Raw genomic sequence first — 22510 nt, 5'->3', positions numbered from 1 at the left:
TTATGCATGAACAGTGGTTTATAGTTCAGGCTGATGGAGCAAAAAATATCATAGAGTCAAATAAAAATGAAAAAGGGATGTTTAATTTTATCGGCACTGGGCATTTTGGTGTCGACTTCAACTCAAGCCAGAGTGAATGTCTGTGTTTTTGATTTACTGGGGAAATCTGGTGAGTCTTACAAACTGCTGGAGGAATGGGCGCTGGCAGCAAAAGGCTGGGGTGTCGAAATTCAGCTAAGCGCTTATCAGGATGAAGCCAAGGTCGATCAGGACGTCAAAGCCGGAAAATGTGATGCCTTCTATATGACCTCAATGCGTGCCCGGGCTTATAACAAATTTGCTGGATCGATTGATGCAATTGGCGGCGTGCCAAATAATGACATTGCCATGAAAGCCATCAGCTATGTACTGGATAAACGCAATAGCAAACGCCTGATCACCCAGATTGGCAAAGACAAATTTGAAGTGGCAGGCATCGGCCAGATTGGGCCGGCCTATATTTTTGTTCGTGATCGTACCCTAAATAAACTGGAACAGGTCAAAGGCAAGAAATTTGCCGTGCTGCATTATGACTATGCGCAAAAAATCATGGTCGACCGGATTGAAGCCGTACCGGTCATGTCAGAAATTTCCAATTTTATTCGCAAGTTTAATCAGGGCGAAGTGGATATTGTCGCTGCACCGGCTTATGCATTTAAACCGCTAGAATTACAGAAAGGACTAGGCCATCAAGGCGCAATGATTAATTTTCCGGTGATCAATGTCACTGCTGATCTGATTATTCGTCAGGAGAAGTTTCCGGCAAGCTTTGCCACGCAATCCCGAAACTGGTTTGTGAAACAGTTACCGCGCAGCTTTGCGATGGTCAAGCGCATGGAAGCTGAGATTCCAAGCAAATATATTCTGAATCTAAGCCGTGAAGATCGCGTGGCCTATCAAAAGATTCTGCGTGAGGGGCGGATCGATTTAACCCGGCAGGGGATTTATGATCAGAGCATGATGAACGTATTGAAACGCGCGCGTTGTACGGTAGAACGAACCAATTTTGAATGTTCGATTGGTGGCGAATAAATCTGAAATCATGTATATCTTTGTAACTATATCTGGGTAAATGTAATTATAAGAAAGTAGTTTTAAATATTAAAATATTGATATTTAAATATATATTTAAAAATAATCTATGCAAATAATTCTGATTTATCTTTATAGGCCAAAATGCCGGTTTTAAATGGAGTAAATGCTCTATTTTTTTTAATTAAACTTGCTTAATATTTGTCCCGTGTACGGACACTCAGCGAATAACAAGATTTCAAAGGATAACTACAATGAAAAAAACACTCTTATCATTGGCTGCATTCTCTGCATTTGGTTTTGCAAGTGCGGCGCATGCAGAAAAAGTCGATATCTGTGTGTTTGACTTACTGGGTAAATCCGGTGAGTCTTTCCAGATGGCGCAAGAATGGGCATTGGCTGCAAAAGGCTGGGGCGCAGAAATTAATCTGATTGCCCGTCAGGATGAAGCGGTTGCCGACAATGACTTCAAGGCCGGTAAATGTGATGGCGTGTTTATGACCGCCATGCGTGCCCGTCAATACAATAAATTTGCCGGTTCTATTGATGCACTGGGTGGTGCACCAAGTAATGCTATTGCCCAGCGTGCGATCAGTTTTGCTTTGGACAAACGTAATGCAGCGAAAATGGTCAGTAATATGGGCGGCAAAAAATATGAAATTGCCGGTATTTCCCCGCTGGGTTCGGCATTTATTTTCGTGCGTGATAAGAATATCAATTCGATTGAAAAAGCCGCAGGGAAGAAATTCGCCGTACTCGGCTATGACGATGCCCAGAAAATTATGGTTCAGCGCGTCGGTGCGCAGGCAGTGATCTCCGATGTTTCCAACTTTGTCGCCAAATTTAATAATGGTCAGGTGGATATGGTCGGTGCGCCTGCTTATGCCTACAAGCCATTAGAAATCTATAAAGGTCTGGGTAATAACGGCGCAATGTTTAATTTCCCAGTGCTGCATGTGACTTCTGATTTTGTGATTCGTCCGGAAAAGTTCCCCGCCGGTTTTGGACAGAAATCGCGTGACTGGTTTATCAAAAACCTGCCAAAGAGCATGGGGATGATCAGCCGTCTGGAAGCGGGTATTCCGTCGAAATATAAAATGAATCTGAGCGCTGAAGATAAAACCAAGTATCAGAAAATGTTACGTGATGGCCGGATGGATATGACCAAACGCGGAATCTATGATGCCAGCATGATGTCGGTCTTAAAACGTGCACGCTGTTCTGTCGATAAGGCCAACTTTGAATGTTCAATTGCTGGCGAATAATCTGATTTTTAAAGAAAAAAAGCTTAGATTGATCTAGGCTTTTTTTATGGCTGAACCAGGTCAGATCTGCCATTGTGCAGCGAATAAAATAGCTTAAGCTTGAGCTAAATATTAAATTCGCATGTTTTATATAAAAAACAATCACATGTGACTAAAACTGCAATAACAAAAACAAGCGATAAGGAAATGAGATGATGCATAGAGGATGGAAAGCACTGGTATTGGCTACGGCGACACTGGCTGTTTCAGGTCTGGCACAAGCCAAACAGGTGATTTGCGTATTTGATCTGGTCGGTAAAAACGGTGATGTCTACAGTGTGATGAAAGACTATCAATTGGCGGCCAAAAATTGGGGTGCAGATGTCGAACTGCGGGTGAATACCAATGAAGCGGTGGTTGCAGAAGATTTTAAAGCTGGAAAATGTGACGGCATTAGTGTGACCGGGATGCGTGGCCGTCAATTTAATAATTTTACTGGTTCACTCGATGCCATTGGTGCAATTCCAGATCTGAATCTGGCGGTTAAAGTGATGCAGGGACTGGCCAGTCCAACTTTTGCCAAACATATGCTGCAAGGCAAATATGAGGTAGTCGGTGTCATTCCTGTAGGTGATGCTTTTCTGTTAGTGAACGACCGCAGTATTAATACCGTTGCCAAAGCAGCCGGTAAAAAAATTGCCGTACTTGATTATGATGAAGCACAAAAAATCATGGTACAGCAGGTCGGCGCACAGGCGGTGAGTGCCGATGTCACCAATTTTGGTGCCAAGTTTAACAATGGCCAGGTGGATATTATTGGTGCACCAGCAGCAGTATTTAAACCGCTGGAATTACATAAAGGTTTGGGTAACAAAGGCGCGATTGTGAATTATCCGGTGTTGCAGGTCACAGGCAATATCATTATCCGTCCAGATAAATTTCCGGCAGGTTACGGACAAAAATCACGTGAATGGGTGAGAAGTCAGTTACCGCGTGCCTTTGGTATTTTGGGGAAAATGAAATCAGATATTCCATCAAAATACTGGATGGATATTCCTGCTGCAGACAAACCGGGTTACCAGAAAATGATGCGGGATTCCCGAATTGACCTGACCAAACGCGGTGTTTATGACAAACGTATGATGAAATTGTTATGGCAATTCCGCTGCAAACAGAACCCGAAAAACTTTGAATGTGCCTTACAGGATGAGAACTACAAATAATCCTGATAAAATTACTCTGATTTGACTTTTAATCTGTAGAGACTGACCATATATTGAGTGTGCTATACTTAAATATGGTCTTTTCTTTTTAAAGACATTCCATTCAACAGAGGAATCCGCCATGAATGCCCAAGCGCTTGTGCTCACCGACAATGCCGCAAATAAAGTACGCCAGTTGCGTGACAGTGAAGGTAACCAAGACTTAATGCTCCGTGTCTATGTGACCGGTGGCGGCTGTTCAGGTTTCTCTTATGGCTTTAACTTTGCGGAAAGCCAGAATGAAGATGATGCAGAATTTGCCAATGGTGATGTTAAAGTCTTAGTCGATTCATTGAGTTATCAATATCTGGTCGGTTCAGTTGTAGATTATTTAGAAGGTCTGGAAGGTTCACGTTTCGTGGTACAAAACCCGAATGCGACCACGACCTGTGGTTGTGGATCTTCATTCTCGATCTAAATCCATGCACAAAAAAAGTCCTCTCAATGAGGACTTTTTTATATCTGGAGGAAATTTTAGCTATCCAGTTTTACCGCTTCAAGCAGGTCAAAGATCACGGTAGTGACATCCTGACTCAACTCGCGGTTATTGAAAATTTCATAGGCGCTAATGGTAATGTCGGTATCGCTTGGCAACAGACGCTGTTCTTCTTCGATCAGGTCATTGATCGGTAATAAGGTCTGTTTGATTTCCAGATGCAGAATATCTTTATATTCCAGATTTTCATCGTCGAGTTCAATCAGTTGTTCATTGAAATAAGGCAGCAAAATCGAATGAAGATAGGGTTGGATGTCCTCGATATCAAAGATTTCGATATCACGGGTTTCATCAATCGTACTAATGTGGTCATTTACTTCAATTAAAATATGGTAGTAACTCACACGAATCTCCAAAGATGGCCTGAACAATGTAGCCAATCACAATAACATGAAATCAGAATAGAGTGTTTTTTATAATACTTATACACTTAAATTAATTAGGGAATTCAAGCTGATCACTTAACGGTTATAAAGCAAGGTCTTGTCTGCAGGTCGCAGCTGGAAGTGTTGCAGATTCTGTTTACCCAGCACCGGATACATCAGTGCTTCCGGGTCATTATGGTGATACAGCCCCAAGGCATGTCCGAGTTCATGTGCCAGAGTCAGACGGAGATCATCTTCTGCATCAAACTGATAGACATGAATTTGATCACCCATAAACACGCCTTTATGAAATTCGCGGGCAGGGAAACGCTGTTGGGCTTGAATGATATTCTGCTGATGGTTTTGCAGACCATGTTGATGCATGGAAACATTCATATTAAAGGAACTTTGCTGTTCCTGAAGGTACTGAAGTTCCCGTTGAAAACTTTCCGATTTGCGCTGTAAAGCCAAAACCTCATATTCAATCTGCTCATGTTCATAAGCAGATAAATTTGGCTGACGGCGTCGTTGCTGTAAGGCCTGAAATTCACTATTCATCTGATCTCTTTGCTGGATCAGGCGTTGCTGCTGACTTTCCAGATGCTGATGGGATGCTTCCAGATTTTTGACCTGACGTTGATACTTGGCGTCATCTGCCAGCAACTGTTTTTGGACTTTCTTCAAGGCATCATAGTCTTGCTGGCGTTGATCATAGATCAGGTGAATACTCAGCCTGGCATTTTCATCATAGACCATCAAATCATCACGATTGCTTCCCTGATGCCAGATTTCGATCGCTTCCTTGCTCAGTTGAATGACCTGATCTTTACTTAGTCCAAAGCCTGAATCGACCTGATCAATCCGGAAACGTAAGCGTGTATCGAAAGGATGCGTCAAGCGATCAGCCAGCGAGTTATAGCGCAGTTGAGGATGGGTTTGGGCCTGCATATGTAGATAGGCAGACATGATCAATCCCACTACGAGCAGACAGAGCAGAAGACGCATATTTTTTATTTAAATGTCTATTTTTTAAAAATATAGCTTAATTTTAATGCCTTTCCCATGCTTATTTGCATCATCCTTCAGCTTTTGGATAAAGCCCTAATTCGGCCAAAGCCTGCTGCAAAATTTCAAGGCGGATCGCCGGATCTATACCATTTTGCATCTGCATATTGAGTGAAAATGCCACGATTTCAGCCTGCGGTGTTTCAACCCAGCCGGTGAGCCAGCCGACTTGCGGTTCCACATCCATGCCCCAACCGGATTTGACATATAGTCGATAAGCTTTCCGCTCCTGTAAAAATAACATGGCTTTGACTTGTTGCTGGACTTGAGGATCAAAGGCCAGTTGCTCTCGGGCCAACGCAGAAACAAATTCGACTTCCTGTTTTGGAGTGATTTTCAAAGGGCCTACCAACCAGAAGTTATCGACCTGTTGACCAATCTGCTGATTACCAAATTGGATGCGTTGTACTTCCTGTTGCATCAGTTCAAGGCCAATACGACGCGCCAGTTCCTGATAGACGGGTACAGCAGACGCTTGCATGGCTTCACCGAGAGTCATATCTTTTTCCCAGGCTGAAAAACTGCGTTTCTTACCATCCCATTTAAAAATTTCATTGGTTGTGGCTTTGCCATGTTGCAGGCCAATCAGGGCATTGAGCATTTTAAAAGTAGAGGCGGGAACATATTCGGTATCTGCACGGCTTAAATCATTGCCATAGACCTGTATCTGTTGACCACGCTGAATCACTAAAACGCCAGAGCTTTGCGCCTGATCAAATAATTGGGCAATGGCTTGAGTCGATTGAGTCGAAGTGATATGAGATGGGGAAGATGAAACGGGTAAGGTACACGCCGTCAGGCTCAAGCAATTAAGTAAAGGCAGAAAAATCAGAGTTTTCATGGGTTCAGGGTATTTTAATGTTTGATTTAACTTAAACAGCTTTTCCTGAAAATACGATCAAATTTTGGTAATTTTTATTTTATTCCTTCAAGTCGAAACATAAAAAAACCGCGCGAAAGCGCGGTTTTTTCAGTTAAAGCGACAAATTATTTTTTGTCATCTTTTACTTCAGTGAACTCAGCATCTACAACGCCGTCATCCGCTTTTTGAGCTTGACCTTCGCCGCCTTGGAATGCGTTTGGATCAAAACCTTGCGCACCGCCTTGGCCTTGAGCTGCTTCATATGCACGTTGTGTAATTGGCATGATGATGTTTTGCAGCGCTTCAGTTTTCGCTTTGATGTCTTCAACGTCATTTTCTTTAGTTGCAGCTTCAAGCTCAGAAACCGCAGTTTCGATTGCAGTTTTTTCGTCTGCAGTCACTTGCTCGCCAAGATCTTTCACTGCTTTTTGTGAAGAAGCAACTAAAGCATCCGCTTCGTTACGAGCTTTTGCAAGCTCTTCAAACTTACGGTCTTCTTCAGCATTCGCTTCAGCATCTTTGATCATTGCTTCGATTTCAGCATCAGACAAACCTGAGTTTGCTTTAATCTGGATCGATTGCTCTTTACCAGTGCTCTTGTCTTTCGCAGATACTTTCAAGATACCATCAGCGTTGATGTCGAAAGATACTTCAATTTGTGGCACACCACGTGGCGCAGGTGGAATGTCGCCTAACTGGAAGTTACCTAACAGTTTGTTTTGCTGCGCCATTTTACGTTCACCTTGATAAACTGAAATGTCTACAGCAGGCTGGTTGTCCGCAGCAGTTGAGAACACTTGAGATTTCTTTGCAGGAATCGTGGTGTTTTTCTCGATGATTGCAGTCAACACGCCGCCCATAGTTTCAATACCAAGTGTCAACGGAGTTACGTCAAGTAGAAGTACGTCAGTTTTGTCACCTGAAAGTACCGCACCTTGAATCGCAGCACCCATGGCTACTGCTTCGTCAGGGTTTACGTCTTTACGTGGCTCTTTACCGAAGAATTCTTGAACCTTCTGTTGAACCATTGGCATACGAGACTGACCACCCACCAGGATCACGTCAGAGATGTCAGAAGTCGAAAGACCCGCATCTTTAAGCGCAATACGGCAAGGCTCAATCGTACGCGCAACCAGGTCAGCAACCAAACCTTCAAGTTTTGCACGTGTTACGTTGATCACTAAGTGTTTAGGACCAGTCGCATCAGCAGTGATATACGGAAGGTTGATTTCAGTTGCGTTTGAAGATGAAAGTTCGATCTTAGCTTTTTCAGCAGCTTCTTTTAAACGCTGTAACGCCAGTGGATCTTGTTTCAGGTTAAAGTTTTGTTCTTTCTTGAACTCTTCAACCAGGAACTCGATTAACGCGTTATCGAAGTCTTCACCACCTAGGAATGTATCACCGTTAGTCGACAATACTTCAATTTGCTGGTCGCCATCAAGGTCCGCAATTTCAATGATTGAAACGTCGAAAGTACCACCACCCAAGTCATAAACCGCGATTTTACGATCGCCTTCTTTCTTGTCCATACCAAACGCAAGTGCCGCAGCAGTTGGCTCGTTGATGATACGTTTAACTTCTAAACCTGCAATTTTACCTGCATCTTTAGTTGCTTGACGCTGTGCATCGTTGAAGTAAGCAGGAACAGTAATAACAGCTTCAGTTACGGTTTCGCCCAGGTAATCTTCAGCAGTTTTCTTCATCTTTTTCAAGATTTCAGCAGAAACCTGTTGTGGCGCCAATTTTTTGTCGTTGACATCAACCCAAGCATCACCGTTGTCAGCTTTGATGATTTTGTAAGGAACCAGACCGATATCTTTTTGTACCGCTTGGTCTTCATAACGACGACCGATCAAACGTTTGATCGCGAACAATGTATTTTTCGGATTCGTTACTGCTTGACGCTTTGCAGATTGACCTACCAGAATTTCGCCATCTTTATAGGCAATAATAGATGGAGTGGTACGCGCGCCTTCAGCGTTTTCGATTACTTTAACTTTGTCGCCTTCAAGTACTGCAACACATGAGTTTGTAGTACCTAAGTCAATACCAATGATTTTAGCCATTTGGATGTTTCCTCTAAAATTTTTTTGTGATTTACACTTGTTATCCGATATGAGAGCCGTTCGATTTTTTTCAAGTAAAATTTTTGAAAAATTTCACAAACTCCCGAATTTATTTGGCTTAAGCGCCGACCATCACCATGGCAGGACGCAATAAGCGACTGTTAAGCGTGTAGCCTTTTTGCAAAACAGTCCCAATTTCATTTGCTTTGGCATTTGGATCAATCCCGACTGCCTGATGCAGGTCAGCATTGAAACCGTTGTTGGTATCCACTGCCACAACCCCAAATTTCTCCAAGGTATGCAATAAAGATTTAAGGGTCAGTTCAACACCTTCACGCAATGGTGTTTGCTCTTCACCTGCAGCCACAATGGCACGTTCCAGATTGTCGACTGTTTCTAGAAGCTCTTTAGAGAACTTTTCCAGAACTGTATCTTTATGCTTTTCAGATTCACGCTGAATACGTTCAACACTCTTTTGTGCTTCATAAACTGCATTGGCGGTACGGGCTTTTTCTAACTTTAAATCACCTTCAAGCTGCGCAATCTGCTCTTGTAAAGACTCAACGGAAACTTCAGCCTGCTCGGTTTCAGCTTGAGTTTGCGCTGTATCTTGTTCCGCTTGCTCTTGCTCAAGTTGTTGAGCTTGCTCGTTTTGCTCAGTCGCCATTGATTTACTCCGTTTAAATGGGTTCTTAAACATGTACAGTCCTTAGGCCTCAGTGTTCACTGCGTTTATGCTGAACTGCCATGGTTGTGAAGTTCTTGATTACCTAAAGAAATCGGGGCAGGGTGTAAAAATTCAAGCGTCGACCCAGATTAAATTTAAGATTTATACAAAATACTGAATCCAGCGGATAGCAGAACAAGCTATTCAGAACACAACAGCAGGATAGGATGAGAATAAAATACACGGACATCAGCAGCGATGAATCCGAATTTTGAACTGAATAGATTTAATTCGCGACTAAATTTAAGAATTAAGTATTTGAAAATAAATATAAAAAATGAATAATCGTATTTTTGAATCAAATTAATAATTTTAATCCGTTTTAAGTATTGGTAAAAAAAATGCATCATACTTCTATTAACAGCGACCTTGTTCAGAGGAGAGAGCCGAACCGGGTTGCTGTTGCCCTATTTTAGAGTTGCTTTTTTCAAGCTGAGTATCCCCAAAACTCAGCTTTTTTTTGCCTGTTTATTTATTAGACATAAAAACGATTAATATCTAAGCAATAAAGTCTTTCACAATAGATGAACTTTTGATTAATATTTATTCCAGATTCTATCGCTGTAGTTTCTTCTTATTTTGAAATGTGTTTTCGTGGCTTATCCTGTTCTCTAGATAAGCCTTTTTTTGTCCAGAATTTACCTTTTTTGAATTTGTTGGAATCAGTCGTCTCTATTTCGGCGGTTTGTAAGATAAAACTTACAGCTTGGATAGTGAATGTCCGCTTCATGAGAGCAAGTTGATTCGATAGGATAATTTGTGTAGAGAACAGGATGTTCTGGTTGAATTGCTGAGAAGCATAAGCGAAGTGGAAGTTCGTTTAACATAACCCTCTGCAAAGGCCCTAAAGAAATTTTCTTTAGGGCCTTTGTCTATCTGGCAGCTACCTTTTTCATTAAAAAAGCCCAGTCTGGGCTTTTAATAGAGAGGGTGATTCAAGTCTTAATCGCGACGATCGCGTGAACGTTGTTCCTGATGGCGTCGGTTGTCATTCCAGCGTTGATTAGAACGATTTTGCTGGACTTTTTTACTGCGCTGATCTGTTGCACGTTTACGCTCCAGATCCTGACGACGCTTGCGTTCTGCTTCTGCCTGTTTTTGCCGTTGCGTCATGATATTTTTACGCTGCTGTTCATGGCGCTGTCGTTCCAGTTGGCTTTTACGTCGATCCAGCTCTAACTGTCTTTTACGATCCTGCTCCCAATTGCGACGTTGTAATTCCTGTTTACGTCGATCCAGTTCAATGCGTTTGCGTTGCTGTTCATATTCCCAGCGTTGCCGCTCATAGCGACGATCTTGTTCATAACGCCGGTCCAGTTCATAGCGACGGTCATAACGCTGATCATAGCGGCCATCATAATAGCCACCATCTTCAGGAAATGCGACGCAGCCTACAGCTAAAAATGCAGTCGCCAAAGACAAAGCTATAATTTTACTAGCCATAGGCATCCTCCCGATTTGTAATAAAAAATATACTTAAGCTCGCAAAAGTACGTCAAAAATAACCTTTAAACGGTCAATGACATCTTTTATAAATGAGGGTAACGTATCGAGTAGAAGCTATATGTACATTGATATTAAGACTTATATAAGAATATGGTCACTGAAACGCTAATCGTGTAGAAACTATGAAGAATTAAGAGAATAAGGACTAAAAATAATGACTGTGAATCCTCCGGTTCTGAAAAGTGTGATGGAAAAAGGACAAGGGACGGCAGCACGTATGCTGGACCGCTTACCTGGTATTGCACAGGAAGCATTGGTTAAGGCCCTGGATTATCCTCATGTCTACCCTGATTTAGACCCTTTGGTAAAATGTCTGATGGCCATCCAGATAAAACAGGGGCATAGCAGTTTTATCAGTGAGGATCTGGCACATTCGCGCACATTGTTTGATGCACGCATGAAAGCGATCGCGGCTAAACCAACTACTGTCAAAGTCATCGAAGAGCTGCGCCTGCCTTTGCAAAGTGGCAGCATCTTTGCCCGGCATTATCATCCAGCTCCACAAAAGAAGTTGCCGATGGTGATTTTTTATCATGGCGGTGCATTTATGGTGGGCGGTCTGGACAGCCATGATGAATTCTGTCGCTTGCTGGCAGTACATGCCAAAGTGCAGGTGCTAAGCGTGGCTTATCCGCTGACGCCAGAATTTAGCCCCTTGCAGATGGTACAGGTTTGTGAAGATGCCTTGGCTTGGGCACATCAGCATAGCAAACAACTAAAAATCTATAAAAACCGTATTGCCTTAGCAGGGGACAGTGCGGGCGGAAATCTGGCTACTGTCGTGGCACAGCGCAGTGCAGGTAAATCTTATGCCGCACGAGCACAGCTTTTGCTTTATCCGGCGGTCGACTTTAAAAGTCGCCATCCTTCTTTTTATGCCTATAAAGATGGACTGGTACTTTCGGAACAGGATATTGATCTGGTGACCTTAATGTATGCCCAAACCCATCAGATTGAACTGGATGATCCGCTGATTTCACCGACCTATGGTGAATTGCAAAACTTGCCGCCAAGTTATGTGATTACTGCACGGCATGATGTCCTGCATGATGAAGGTTCAATCTATGCACATAAACTACGTCAGAATGGCGTGAGTGTTCATTATCATGAATATACCGATCAGGCACATGGTTTTATTAACCTGACGCCGATCTCTCGCCGTGCCAAAAAATATGTGATTGAGATCAGCAAAAACTTCCGCAAATTCTGGGATAAAAATAGTTAAATCGAAAGTATAAATAAAAAAAGGTGTTTCTCATGAAACACCTTTTTTTATAGATAAGTTTTTATCAGTTCTTATACTTTGCTACTGATCTGTGCTTCAGGAAAGATCAGATTGAATTTGGGGACATAAAAGCTTTGCAGCAATTTGGCTTTGGAAAAATCTGGAAATATATTCTCGGCATCTTGCCATTCTACTTGCGAGAGTTTGGAGAGGTGACCGCGGAACTGTGGACTAAACTGAAAACGCTGACCTTTCCAGGCTTGCTAAATCTTCAGCATAGATGCTGGAATATGATGACTATTAATGTAGAACTGGCGTGCAGATTTAGTTTTCTTCAGCCGAATCGTCATATGCTGGTTTTGATGCTGAATCTGACACAGCACTTCCTGATCCTTTTCCTGCCATTCAAATTGCGCATGTTCTTTGGGAATGCCCCATAAATGCTGACCGTGTACCACAGACTCATAGGTAGACACATAAATTTTAGGAATCGAGCTGAGGCGCCGTTTACTAATTAAAGGATGATCTAGAATCAGTAACTCATCATAAGGGCCAATCGGCGAGGTGTGATAACGCACCAACAAGACTTGGACCATACGACCCAGCGGAGAAGGTGCGATCCGGAATTTTTTTGCTTGCTCGATAAAGCTTGGGGTCAACCAATAATTCAGAATAAAACCCTCACCCTGCAAACGCCAAGGTGGAAACTGGTGGATATTTTGCTCCTGTAATAATGCATGCTTCATTCTTATTCTCTTGTCTTTAGTCGGCAGGTCACTGCATTATGAGTTATAAAAGATTAATATATAGTCATTCACAACCATTACTTCTAAGTAGATGAGTTAATAAATGTTAAAGAAATCATTATGTGTCATCGCACTTGCTGCGGTCAGTCTGCCAAGCTTTGCTGCAAATACGATTATTGAGATGAAGACTTCATCTGGAAATATTGAAATTGAACTCTTCAATGACAAAGCCCCAATCTCGGCAAAGAACTTCGAAAGCTATGTAAAGAGCAACTTCTATAAGGATACGATTTTTCACCGCGTCATTCCAGGCTTTATGGTGCAGGGTGGTGGCTTTGATGTGAACATGCAAGAAAAAGCCAATAATAAAGCACCCATTAAAAATGAATCATCGAATGGTCTGCAAAATAAACGCGGTACTTTAGCCATGGCCCGTACCAATCAGCCGGATTCTGCCCGAGCACAATTCTTTGTAAACCTGGTCGATAATGATTTCCTGGATCGTTCTGCTAGAAATGCCGGCTATGCGGTATTTGGTAAGGTCACTAAAGGTATGGATATCGTCGATCAGATTGCCAAAGTACCGACCCGAAACTATGGAATGCATCAAAATGTGCCGGTGAATCCTGTAAAAATCACCAGTGTGACGATTAAAGCACCAGTCGTGAAAAACTAGGCATAGAATAAAGCAAAAATATTTAATTTATATTTCTGTTTTAAAAATATATACTTATGTAATGAATTGTATGGAATTGAACCAATTTGGTGCATAAAAATAAAACACTCATGATTCCTGTGCGTTAAAAGCGCTTGCACGTGTAAGAAATTGCCCTATAATGAGCACATACCGACGAGATAGACGGAAACGAACGAAGCAGAATGGCGGAGTTGTTGAGTTTATCGAAGTCCAGCTTCTAGCACTGACGAGGTGTTAGAAAGATCATTAAGAGATTATGAAGAACAACTTGTGTGGATTTTTACTGGTTGATCGATCGAAATTATTTTCATTGATTGATGGTAGAAATTACTCGAAGTTTATTTGAGAAATATTTGTCAGAAAATTGATGAGCCAAGATTGGCACCCTTTAAGGTGCTACATAGTATTAAACTGAAGAGTTTGATCATGGCTCAGATTGAACGCTGGCGGCAGGCTTAACACATGCAAGTCGAGCGGGGAAAGGTAGCTTGCTACCTGACCTAGCGGCGGACGGGTGAGTAATGCTTAGGAATCTGCCTATTAGTGGGGGACAACATCTCGAAAGGGATGCTAATACCGCATACGTCCTACGGGAGAAAGCAGGGGACCTTCGGGCCTTGCGCTAATAGATGAGCCTAAGTCGGATTAGCTAGTTGGTGGGGTAAAGGCCTACCAAGGCGACGATCTGTAGCGGGTCTGAGAGGATGATCCGCCACACTGGGACTGAGACACGGCCCAGACTCCTACGGGAGGCAGCAGTGGGGAATATTGGACAATGGGGGGAACCCTGATCCAGCCATGCCGCGTGTGTGAAGAAGGCCTTTTGGTTGTAAAGCACTTTAAGCGAGGAGGAGGCTACCGAGATTAATACTCTTGGATAGTGGACGTTACTCGCAGAATAAGCACCGGCTAACTCTGTGCCAGCAGCCGCGGTAATACAGAGGGTGCAAGCGTTAATCGGATTTACTGGGCGTAAAGCGCGCGTAGGTGGCCAATTAAGTCAAATGTGAAATCCCCGAGCTTAACTTGGGAATTGCATTCGATACTGGTTGGCTAGAGTATGGGAGAGGATGGTAGAATTCCAGGTGTAGCGGTGAAATGCGTAGAGATCTGGAGGAATACCGATGGCGAAGGCAGCCATCTGGCCTAATACTGACACTGAGGTGCGAAAGCATGGGGAGCAAACAGGATTAGATACCCTGGTAGTCCATGCCGTAAACGATGTCTACTAGCCGTTGGGGCCTTTGAGGCTTTAGTGGCGCAGCTAACGCGATAAGTAGACCGCCTGGGGAGTACGGTCGCAAGACTAAAACTCAAATGAATTGACGGGGGCCCGCACAAGCGGTGGAGCATGTGGTTTAATTCGATGCAACGCGAAGAACCTTACCTGGTCTTGACATAGTAAGAACTTTCCAGAGATGGATTGGTGCCTTCGGGAACTTACATACAGGTGCTGCATGGCTGTCGTCAGCTCGTGTCGTGAGATGTTGGGTTAAGTCCCGCAACGAGCGCAACCCTTTTCCTTATTTGCCAGCGGGTTAAGCCGGGAACTTTAAGGATACTGCCAGTGACAAACTGGAGGAAGGCGGGGACGACGTCAAGTCATCATGGCCCTTACGACCAGGGCTACACACGTGCTACAATGGTCGGTACAAAGGGTTGCTACCTCGCGAGAGGATGCTAATCTCAAAAAGCCGATCGTAGTCCGGATTGGAGTCTGCAACTCGACTCCATGAAGTCGGAATCGCTAGTAATCGCGGATCAGAATGCCGCGGTGAATACGTTCCCGGGCCTTGTACACACCGCCCGTCACACCATGGGAGTTTGTTGCACCAGAAGTAGGTAGTCTAACCTTAGGGGGGACGCTTACCACGGTGTGGCAGATGACTGGGGTGAAGTCGTAACAAGGTAGCCGTAGGGGAACCTGCGGCTGGATCACCTCCTTAACGAAAGATTGACGATTGGTAAGAATCCACAACAAGTTGTTCTTCATACGATGTATCTGAGGGTCTGTAGCTCAGTTGGTTAGAGCACACGCTTGATAAGCGTGGGGTCACAAGTTCAAGTCTTGTCAGACCCACCACTACTGACGAAGTACGGAAAATCAGAAACATTGACTTATTGATAAGCTGGGGACTTAGCTTAGTTGGTAGAGCGCCTGCTTTGCACGCAGGAGGTCAGGAGTTCGACTCTCCTAGTCTCCACCACGTATCCTTCGGATACGTAATAAGCAAACGATCAGATAGCTTATAGAGCTTAGTGATAAAGCAGCGTATAATGCGCGGCATTGTTATTAACCTCTGTGATTTATCACAGTTTCCTGACCTGACGAAGGCTGGAAAAATCATTAACAGAATATATTTGAGTTGAAATAATTTGTTCAAACTCGTTTTTAAGATCAACACTAACAGTGATTTATTACTGTGATGTGAAGATTAAGGAAATGAGTTCTAGCGAAATTAACTGAATCAAGCGTTTTGGTATATGAATCTAATTGAAGCTGTACAGTAGTTAAATCTACGAAACGCCAACTGTATGAGTAAGTCGCAAGACGAACTCTGTTGCTTATCCTACTTGTAAGGATAAACGACTGTTTGGGGTTGTATAGTCAAGTAATTAAGTGCATGTGGTGGATGCCTTGGCAGTCAGAGGCGAAGAAAGACGTGATAGCCTGCGAAAAGCTCCGGGGAGGCGGCAAATATCCTGTGATCCGGAGATATCTGAATGGGGAAACCCACTTACCATAAGGTAGGTATTGCAACATGAATACATAGTGTTGCAAGGCGAACGAGGGGAAGTGAAACATCTCAGTACCCTTAGGAAAAGAAATCAATTGAGATTCCCTCAGTAGCGGCGAGCGAAAGGGGAAGAGCCCATTAAGTCATATAAGTTCTAGTGGAACGCTCTGGGAAGTGCGACCGTAGACGGTGATAGTCCTGTACACGAAAGGGCTTATATGATGATGTCGAGTAGGGCGAGGCACGTGAAACCTTGTCTGAATATGGGGGGACCATCCTCCAAGGCTAAATACTCCTGACTGACCGATAGTGAACCAGTACCGTGAGGGAAAGGCGAAAAGAACCCCTGTGAGGGGAGTGAAATAGATCCTGAAACCGCATGCATACAAGCAGTGGGAGCCGGCTTAGTCCGGTGACTGCGTACCTTTTGTATAATGGGTCAGCGACTTATATTCAGTAGCGAGGTTAACCGCATAGGGGAGCCGTAGGGAAACCGAGTCTTAATAGGGCGTTTAGTTGCTGGGTATAGACCCGAAACCAGGTGATCTATCCATGAGCAGGTTGAAGGTTGGGTAACACTAACTGGAGGACCGAACCCACTGTCGTTGAAAAGCCAGGGGATGACTTGTGGATAGGGGTGAAAGGCTAATCAAACTTGGTGATAGCTGGTTCTCCCCGAAAGCTATTTAGGTAGCGCCTCGGACGAATACCATTGGGGGTAGAGCACTGTTTCGGCTAGGGGGTCATCCCGACTTACCAAACCGATGCAAACTCCGAATACCAATGAGTACTATCCGGGAGACAGACTGCGGGTGCTAACGTCCGTAGTCAAGAGGAAAACAATCCAGACCGCCAGCTAAGGCCCCAAAATTATAGTTAAGTGGGAAACGATGTGGGAAGGCATAGACAGCTAGGAGGTTGGCTTAGAAGCAGCCACCCTTTAAAGAAAGCGTAATAGCTCACTAGTCGAGTCGGCCTGCGCGGAAGATGTAACGGGGCTAAAACTATATGCCGAAGCTGCGGATGCATAATTTATTATGCGTGGTAGGGGAGCGTTCTGTAAGCCGATGAAGGTGGATTGAGAAGTCTGCTGGAGGTATCAGAAGTGCGAATGCTGACGTGAGTAACGACAATGCGAGTGAAAAACTCGCACGCTGAAAGACCAAGGGTTCCAGTCCAACGTTAATCGGGGCTGGGTGAGTCGACCCCTAAGGCGAGGCCGAGAGGCGTAGTCGATGGGAAATTGGTTAATATTCCAATACTTCTGTGTAATGCGATGAGAGGACGGAGAAGGTTAAGTCAGCCTGGCGTTGGTTGTCCAGGTGGAAGGTTGTAGGCATGTATCTTAGGCAAATCCGGGGTACTCTATGCTGAGAACTGATAGCAAGCTGTACTTGTACAGTGAAGTGGCTGATACCATGCTTCCAGGAAAAGTCTCTAAGCTTCAGTTACACAGGAATCGTACCCGAAACCGACACAGGTGGTCAGGTCGAGTAGACCAAAGCGCTTGAGAGAACTCTGCTGAAGGAACTAGGCAAAATGGTACCGTAACTTCGGGAGAAGGTACGCTGTTGTCTGTGATAGGACTTGCTCCTTGAGCGGCCGACAGCCTCAGAAACCAGGCCCCTGCAACTGTTTATTAAAAACATAGCACTCTGCAAACACGAAAGTGGACGTATAGGGTGTGATGCCTGCCCGGTGCTGGAAGGTTAATTGATGGGGTTAGCGTAAGCGAAGCTCTTGATCGAAGCCCCAGTAAACGGCGGCCGTAACTATAACGGTCCTAAGGTAGCGAAATTCCTTGTCGGGTAAGTTCCGACCTGCACGAATGGCATAATGATGGGGGCGCTGTCTCCAGCAGAGACTCAGTGAAATCGAATTCGCCGTGAAGATGCGGTGTACCCGCGGCTAGACGGAAAGACCCCGTGAACCTTTACTGCAGCTTGACATTGAACTTTGATCTTACTTGTGTAGGATAGGTGGGAGGCTTTGAAGTCGCGACGCTAGTTGCGATGGAGCCGTCCTTGAAATACCACCCTGGTAATATTGAGGTTCTAACTCTGTCCCGTTATCCGGGACGAGGACCATGTCTGGTGGGTAGTTTGACTGGGGCGGTCTCCTCCTAAAGAGTAACGGAGGAGTACGAAGGTGCGCTCAGCGTGGTCGGAAATCACGCGTAGAGTATAAAGGCAAAAGCGCGCTTAACTGCGAGACCCACAAGTCGAGCAGGTACGAAAGTAGGTCTTAGTGATCCGGTGGTTCTGTATGGAAGGGCCATCGCTCAACGGATAAAAGGTACTCTGGGGATAACAGGCTGATACCGCCCAAGAGTTCATATCGACGGCGGTGTTTGGCACCTCGATGTCGGCTCATCTCATCCTGGGGCTGAAGCAGGTCCCAAGGGTATGGCTGTTCGCCATTTAAAGAGGTACGCGAGCTGGGTTTAGAACGTCGTGAGACAGTTCGGTCCCTATCTACCGTGGGCGTTGGAAATTTGAGAGGATCTGCTCCTAGTACGAGAGGACCAGAGTGGACGAACCTCTGGTGTACCGGTTGTCACGCCAGTGGCATCGCCGGGTAGCTATGTTCGGAAGGGATAACCGCTGAAAGCATCTAAGCGGGAAGCCTACCTCAAGATAAGATTTCCCCGAGACTTTATGTCTCCTAAAGAGCCGTTGAAGACTACGACGTTGATAGGTTGGATGTGGAAGCATAGTGATATGTGAAGCTGACCAATACTAATTGCTCGTGAGGCTTGACTATACAACACCCAAACAGTTGTTGTACGAACTTCGAAAGAAGTGAGGATCGATTGATTCGATATTAAGCAAAACAGCTTGATTTAGTGAACGCTAAAGAACAAAATACCCAACTCAGATATACCTGTTAATAACTCATTTGATGAAAGCTAGGCTAGCGAAGTGAAAACAACGCCCATAAGACCCAAGCAAATAGTCATAAACAGTTGTGCTGGCGACCATAGCAAGAGTGAACCACCTGATCCCTTCCCGAACTCAGAAGTGAAACCTCTTAGCGCTGATGGTAGTGTGGGGTTACCCATGTGAGAGTAAGTCATCGCCAGCTCATTATTCCTAAACACCCCCGACCATAAGGCCGGGGGTGTTTTTTTTATGCGTGGGATTTTAGTCAAATAGCTCTTGGAATTGTTGAATATTGATTAAAAACTAGACTCATGGGTTTAGATTTTTAAGGAATAAGTAAGACTTTAGTCGGATATTGCATGAAAAGTAGCTGTGTTGAACTAAGTTGTTGCGAAGACATGGCGATAAGAATCATTAAAAATAATAAATAAGAGTTAGGGTCATGTGTCGTGCTGAAAACAACGAAAAAAACTCACAGGAGGTGAGTAAAAATGGCAGAAAACATGAAGCGAGTAGCAAACACTGTAAGTGTGAATGATGTGATTGATCAGGCAAAATTCACTAAATTTCACTTAAGCATTGTATTGTGGTGTTTGTTTATTGTCCTATTTGACGGATATGATTTAGCAATTAACGGTGTCGTTCTGCCTCTACTTATGCAAGAGTGGGGCATGAGTGCTGTTCAAGCAGGCATGCTTGCAAGTACAGCACTCGCTGGCATGATGTTTGGAGCCATGCTGTTTGGGATGCTTGCAGACAAAATTGGTCGTAAAAAAGTTATCTTGATTTGTGTTTCTTTATTTAGTGCTTTTACATTTTTAGGTGGATTTACCACTAATCCAACAGAATTTGGTATTTTACGTTTTATTGCTGGTTTAGGGATTGGTGGTGTATTACCAAACTTAGTCGCTTTAACGTCTGAATATGCACCTAAACGTTTAAAAAGCACACTGGTAACCACCATGTTTAGTGGTTATGCCGTGGGCGGTATTATGGCTGCATTATGCGGTACATGGTTTACACCAAGTTTTGGTTGGGAAATTATGTTCTTCATTGCAGGTATTCCATTACTTTTTGTTCCATTTTTTTGGAAGTTCTTACCTGAGTCTTTAACTTTCCTAGTTAAAGAACAAAAAGTGAATGAAGCACGTCGTTTTATAAAGCAAGTCGAGCCAACTGCAGACATACAAGAAGATACTGAACTGGTTCTAGCTAGCGCTGATCAGACCCAAAGTGCATCAGTAAAAGCTTTATTTACAGAAAATCGTGCCACAGGAACATTCTTATTTTGGATTGCTTTCTTTATGTGCTTACTCATGCTTTACGCACTTGGAAGCTGGCTACCAAAACTGATGATGGCAGCGGGATATTCTTTAGGCAGCAGTTTAATGTTCTTATTAGCACTGAATATTGGTGCCGTGATCGGAACCATTAGCGGCGGTATTTTGGCAGACCGTTTTGACTTTAAACCTGTTCTTATGAGTATGTTAACTGTCGGTGTACTATCTTTGGTTGGTTTGGGCTTTAATTCTCCAACCCCTGTTATTTATTTACTTGTGAGTTTAGCAGGTGCCTCATCTATTGGTACCAGTATCTTGTTATATAGCTATGTTGCTCAATACTATCCTGTTGCAGTACGTTCTACTGGTATTGGTTGGGCTTCTGCTGTAGGGCGTACAGGTGCAATTGTTGGCCCAATCGTGATTGGTATGCTACTTGGTATGGAGTTACCACATAAATGGAACTTTATCGCGGTAGCAATGCCAGGTATTATTGGTATCATCGCTATTTCAATGATTCGTAAGCCACAATCTGGTCGCGTGGTGGTGAAAAAATTAAAAACAGCCAAAATTTAAACTCTCGTAATTAACCTACTCAGTTAAAAAAGCTCCTTACTTAAAGGGGCTTTTTCATATCTTTAGTATGAAATTAAATCAATATTCAATTAGTCAAAAGAATAAGCGGATTAATAGAGCTTAAATATTGGGCGAATTAAAAAATAAACATCAATTATTCAAAAGTTTATATTAATAATAGTGTGACATATCACGCAAATAAATGACATTTCCGAGAGCATAGCAGAATATCAATTAGTCTTATTGTGCCTTAAATCCCGCTTGCGTATATTGCCTGACATTGAAGATTGACTTCAGTCTTCAACAAGATGTTATGGACAAGTACTCATGGGAGATGAGAACGATGACAACGGAAAAAATAGATGTAAATTCTGTAGTCGATAATGCGAAATTCACGCCTTTCCACTTCAATGTAGTTGCTTGGTGTTTACTCATTATCTTATTTGATGGCTACGATCTGGCAATCAATGGTGTAGTTTTACCATTATTGATGCAAGACTGGGGCTTGAGTGCGGTGCAGGCGGGCATGCTTGCAAGTACCGCACTGGCCGGCATGATGTTTGGTGCGATGATCTTTGGTTCCCTGGCGGACAAGATCGGTCGTAAGAAAGTAATCATGATCTGTATTGTATTATTCAGTGGTTTAACTTTTGCGGGTGGCTTTGCCTCAAATCCAACCGAATTCGGTATTTTACGTTTCCTTGCCGGTCTTGGTATTGGTGGTGTAATGCCAAACCTGGTGGCATTGACTTCAGAATATGCTCCACAAAAAATGCGTAGTACCCTGGTAACCACCATGTTTAGTGGTTATGCCGTTGGTGGTGTAATGGCTGCGTTATTGGGCTCATGGTTTACCCCAAGTTTTGGTTGGGAAATCATGTTCTTTATCGCGGGTATTCCATTATTTTTATTACCGGTAATCTGGAAATTCCTGCCTGAATCGCTGGCATTTATTGTGAAGCAGAACAAGCAGGCTGAAGCACGCCAAATTGTACGTCGTCTGGCGCCAAATCTGACAGTAACGGATAACACGGTACTTACTTTGCCACAGGAAAATGTGCCTGAAGCAGCGAACGTGGTCAGCTTGTTCCGTCGTGGTCGTGCGGTCAATACCTTACTGTTCTGGGTCGCGTTCTTTACTTGTCTGTTAACCATGTATGCACTGAGCAGCTGGTTGCCGAAGTTGATGATGGCGGCAGGCTACTCGATGGACAACAGCCTGATGTTCATGATGGTGATGAACGTGGGTGCGGTTGTAGGTATTGTGGGTGGTGGTATTCTGGCGGATCGTTTCCACCTGAAACCGGTACTGATGGTTCTGGGCATGATGGGTGCGATTGTAATGAGCTCAATGGGCTTTGCATCTAACCAGTTCTTGCTTTACATTTTGGTATTCCTAGCGGGTGCAGCGTCGATTGGTTCACAAATGTTGCTATATAGCTATGTTGCACAGTTCTACCCACTTGCGGTACGTTCGACAGGTATTGGCTGGTCTTCTGCGATTGGTCGTATGGGCGCGATTGTAGGGCCGATCCTGATTGGTGGTTTGCTTGGTATGAACCTGCCTGCTTACTTCAACTTTATGGCAGTCGGTTTACCGGTTCTGATTACTGCAATTGCGGTTGCGTTAATCATGCATGACAATGAATCTGAGAAGATTGGTTCAATTGAACCAGCAGTGTCTAAAGCTTAAAGCTAAGTA

The 22510-nt window shown here is 43.8% G+C and carries 14 protein-coding genes, 2 tRNA genes, 3 rRNA genes and 1 pseudogene; 13 read left to right on the top strand and 7 right to left on the bottom strand.

Annotated elements, in window-relative coordinates; genetic code table 11:
• Positions 1–66: 66 nt before the first annotated feature.
• The 4 genes from F894_RS01145 to erpA all read left to right on the top strand — a co-directional run bounded on the left by F894_RS01145 (position 67) and on the right by erpA (position 3995).
• The gene (locus tag F894_RS01145) at positions 67–1071 is read left to right on the top strand and encodes a putative solute-binding protein (protein ID WP_005245543.1); all 1005 of its coding nucleotides are present in this window, start codon (positions 67–69) and stop codon (positions 1069–1071) included.
• Positions 1072–1325: 254 nt separating this feature from the next.
• The gene (locus tag F894_RS01140) at positions 1326–2336 is read left to right on the top strand and encodes a putative solute-binding protein (RefSeq protein ID WP_005094844.1); all 1011 of its coding nucleotides are present in this window, start codon (positions 1326–1328) and stop codon (positions 2334–2336) included.
• Positions 2337–2530: 194 nt separating this feature from the next.
• The gene (locus F894_RS01135) at positions 2531–3538 is read left to right on the top strand and encodes a putative solute-binding protein (RefSeq protein WP_034438036.1); all 1008 of its coding nucleotides are present in this window, start codon (positions 2531–2533) and stop codon (positions 3536–3538) included.
• 121 nt (positions 3539–3659) lie between these two features.
• Complete coding sequence (gene erpA / locus F894_RS01130) at positions 3660–3995, top strand: iron-sulfur cluster insertion protein ErpA (RefSeq protein ID WP_004281944.1); 336 nt, start codon at positions 3660–3662, stop codon at positions 3993–3995.
• A 56-nt stretch (positions 3996–4051) separates the two neighbouring features.
• On the opposite strand, the gene F894_RS01125 is transcribed toward erpA, so the two are convergent.
• From F894_RS01125 to F894_RS01100, 6 genes are all read right to left on the bottom strand, one after another.
• Positions 4052–4429, bottom strand: a complete 378-nt coding sequence (locus tag F894_RS01125; protein WP_016806936.1) for a hypothetical protein — start codon at positions 4427–4429, stop codon at positions 4052–4054.
• 105 nt (positions 4430–4534) lie between these two features.
• Positions 4535–5443 (bottom strand): matrixin family metalloprotease, encoded by a 909-nt coding sequence (locus F894_RS01120; protein ID WP_005245539.1) that lies wholly within the window; start codon positions 5441–5443, stop codon positions 4535–4537.
• Between the two features lie 70 nt (positions 5444–5513).
• Positions 5514–6344 carry an OXA-134 family carbapenem-hydrolyzing class D beta-lactamase OXA-284 gene (locus F894_RS01115; RefSeq protein ID WP_005245537.1) on the bottom strand — a complete coding sequence of 277 codons (831 nt, stop codon included), beginning with the start codon at positions 6342–6344 and terminating at the stop codon, positions 5514–5516.
• 146 nt (positions 6345–6490) lie between these two features.
• Positions 6491–8431, bottom strand: coding sequence for a molecular chaperone DnaK (gene dnaK, locus F894_RS01110; RefSeq protein ID WP_005245535.1), 1941 nt, complete (start codon positions 8429–8431; stop codon positions 6491–6493).
• 118 nt (positions 8432–8549) lie between these two features.
• Positions 8550–9098: a nucleotide exchange factor GrpE gene (gene grpE, locus F894_RS01105; RefSeq protein ID WP_004647116.1), complete on the bottom strand. Its 549-nt coding sequence runs from the start codon at positions 9096–9098 to the stop codon at positions 8550–8552.
• Between the two features lie 1002 nt (positions 9099–10100).
• Positions 10101–10601: a cell envelope integrity TolA family protein gene (locus F894_RS01100; RefSeq protein ID WP_005245532.1), complete on the bottom strand. Its 501-nt coding sequence runs from the start codon at positions 10599–10601 to the stop codon at positions 10101–10103.
• Between the two features lie 217 nt (positions 10602–10818).
• On the opposite strand from F894_RS01100, the gene F894_RS01095 reads away from it, so the two are divergent.
• Complete coding sequence (locus tag F894_RS01095; protein ID WP_005245531.1) at positions 10819–11889, top strand: alpha/beta hydrolase; 1071 nt, start codon at positions 10819–10821, stop codon at positions 11887–11889.
• A 71-nt stretch (positions 11890–11960) separates the two neighbouring features.
• Here F894_RS01095 and F894_RS01090 read toward each other — a convergent pair.
• Positions 11961–12635: pseudogene (locus F894_RS01090) on the bottom strand (acetoacetate decarboxylase family protein).
• Between the two features lie 103 nt (positions 12636–12738).
• Here F894_RS01090 and F894_RS01085 point away from each other — a divergent pair.
• The 8 genes from F894_RS01085 (at position 12739) to F894_RS01050 (ending at position 22501) form a co-directional block, all read left to right on the top strand.
• Positions 12739–13311 (top strand): peptidylprolyl isomerase A, encoded by a 573-nt coding sequence (locus F894_RS01085; protein WP_005108254.1) that lies wholly within the window; start codon positions 12739–12741, stop codon positions 13309–13311.
• Positions 13312–13740: 429 nt separating this feature from the next.
• Positions 13741–15278, top strand: a 16S ribosomal RNA gene (locus tag F894_RS01080).
• Positions 15279–15338: 60 nt separating this feature from the next.
• A tRNA-Ile gene (locus F894_RS01075) sits at positions 15339–15415 on the top strand.
• Between the two features lie 48 nt (positions 15416–15463).
• Positions 15464–15539: transfer RNA gene (locus F894_RS01070), tRNA-Ala, on the top strand.
• A 399-nt stretch (positions 15540–15938) separates the two neighbouring features.
• Positions 15939–18833, top strand: a 23S ribosomal RNA gene (locus F894_RS01065).
• Between the two features lie 206 nt (positions 18834–19039).
• Positions 19040–19154: ribosomal RNA gene (gene rrf, locus F894_RS01060) — 5S ribosomal RNA — on the top strand.
• Together the 16S, 23S and 5S rRNA genes with 2 tRNA genes alongside form the textbook arrangement of a ribosomal RNA operon.
• Before the next feature lie 289 nt (positions 19155–19443).
• Entirely contained in the window at positions 19444–20808 is a 1365-nt protein-coding gene (locus F894_RS01055; RefSeq protein ID WP_005245522.1) for an MFS transporter, read from the top strand.
• 343 nt (positions 20809–21151) lie between these two features.
• Positions 21152–22501: an aromatic acid/H+ symport family MFS transporter gene (locus tag F894_RS01050; RefSeq protein WP_005245520.1), complete on the top strand. Its 1350-nt coding sequence runs from the start codon at positions 21152–21154 to the stop codon at positions 22499–22501.
• Positions 22502–22510 lie beyond the last annotated feature (9 nt).

Source organism: Acinetobacter sp. CIP 51.11, from assembly GCF_000369665.1.
Lineage (GTDB): Bacteria > Pseudomonadota > Gammaproteobacteria > Pseudomonadales > Moraxellaceae > Acinetobacter > Acinetobacter lwoffii_S.
The sequence above is the reverse complement of the archived record's forward strand: the minus strand, read 5'-3'. Positions and strand labels throughout refer to the sequence as shown.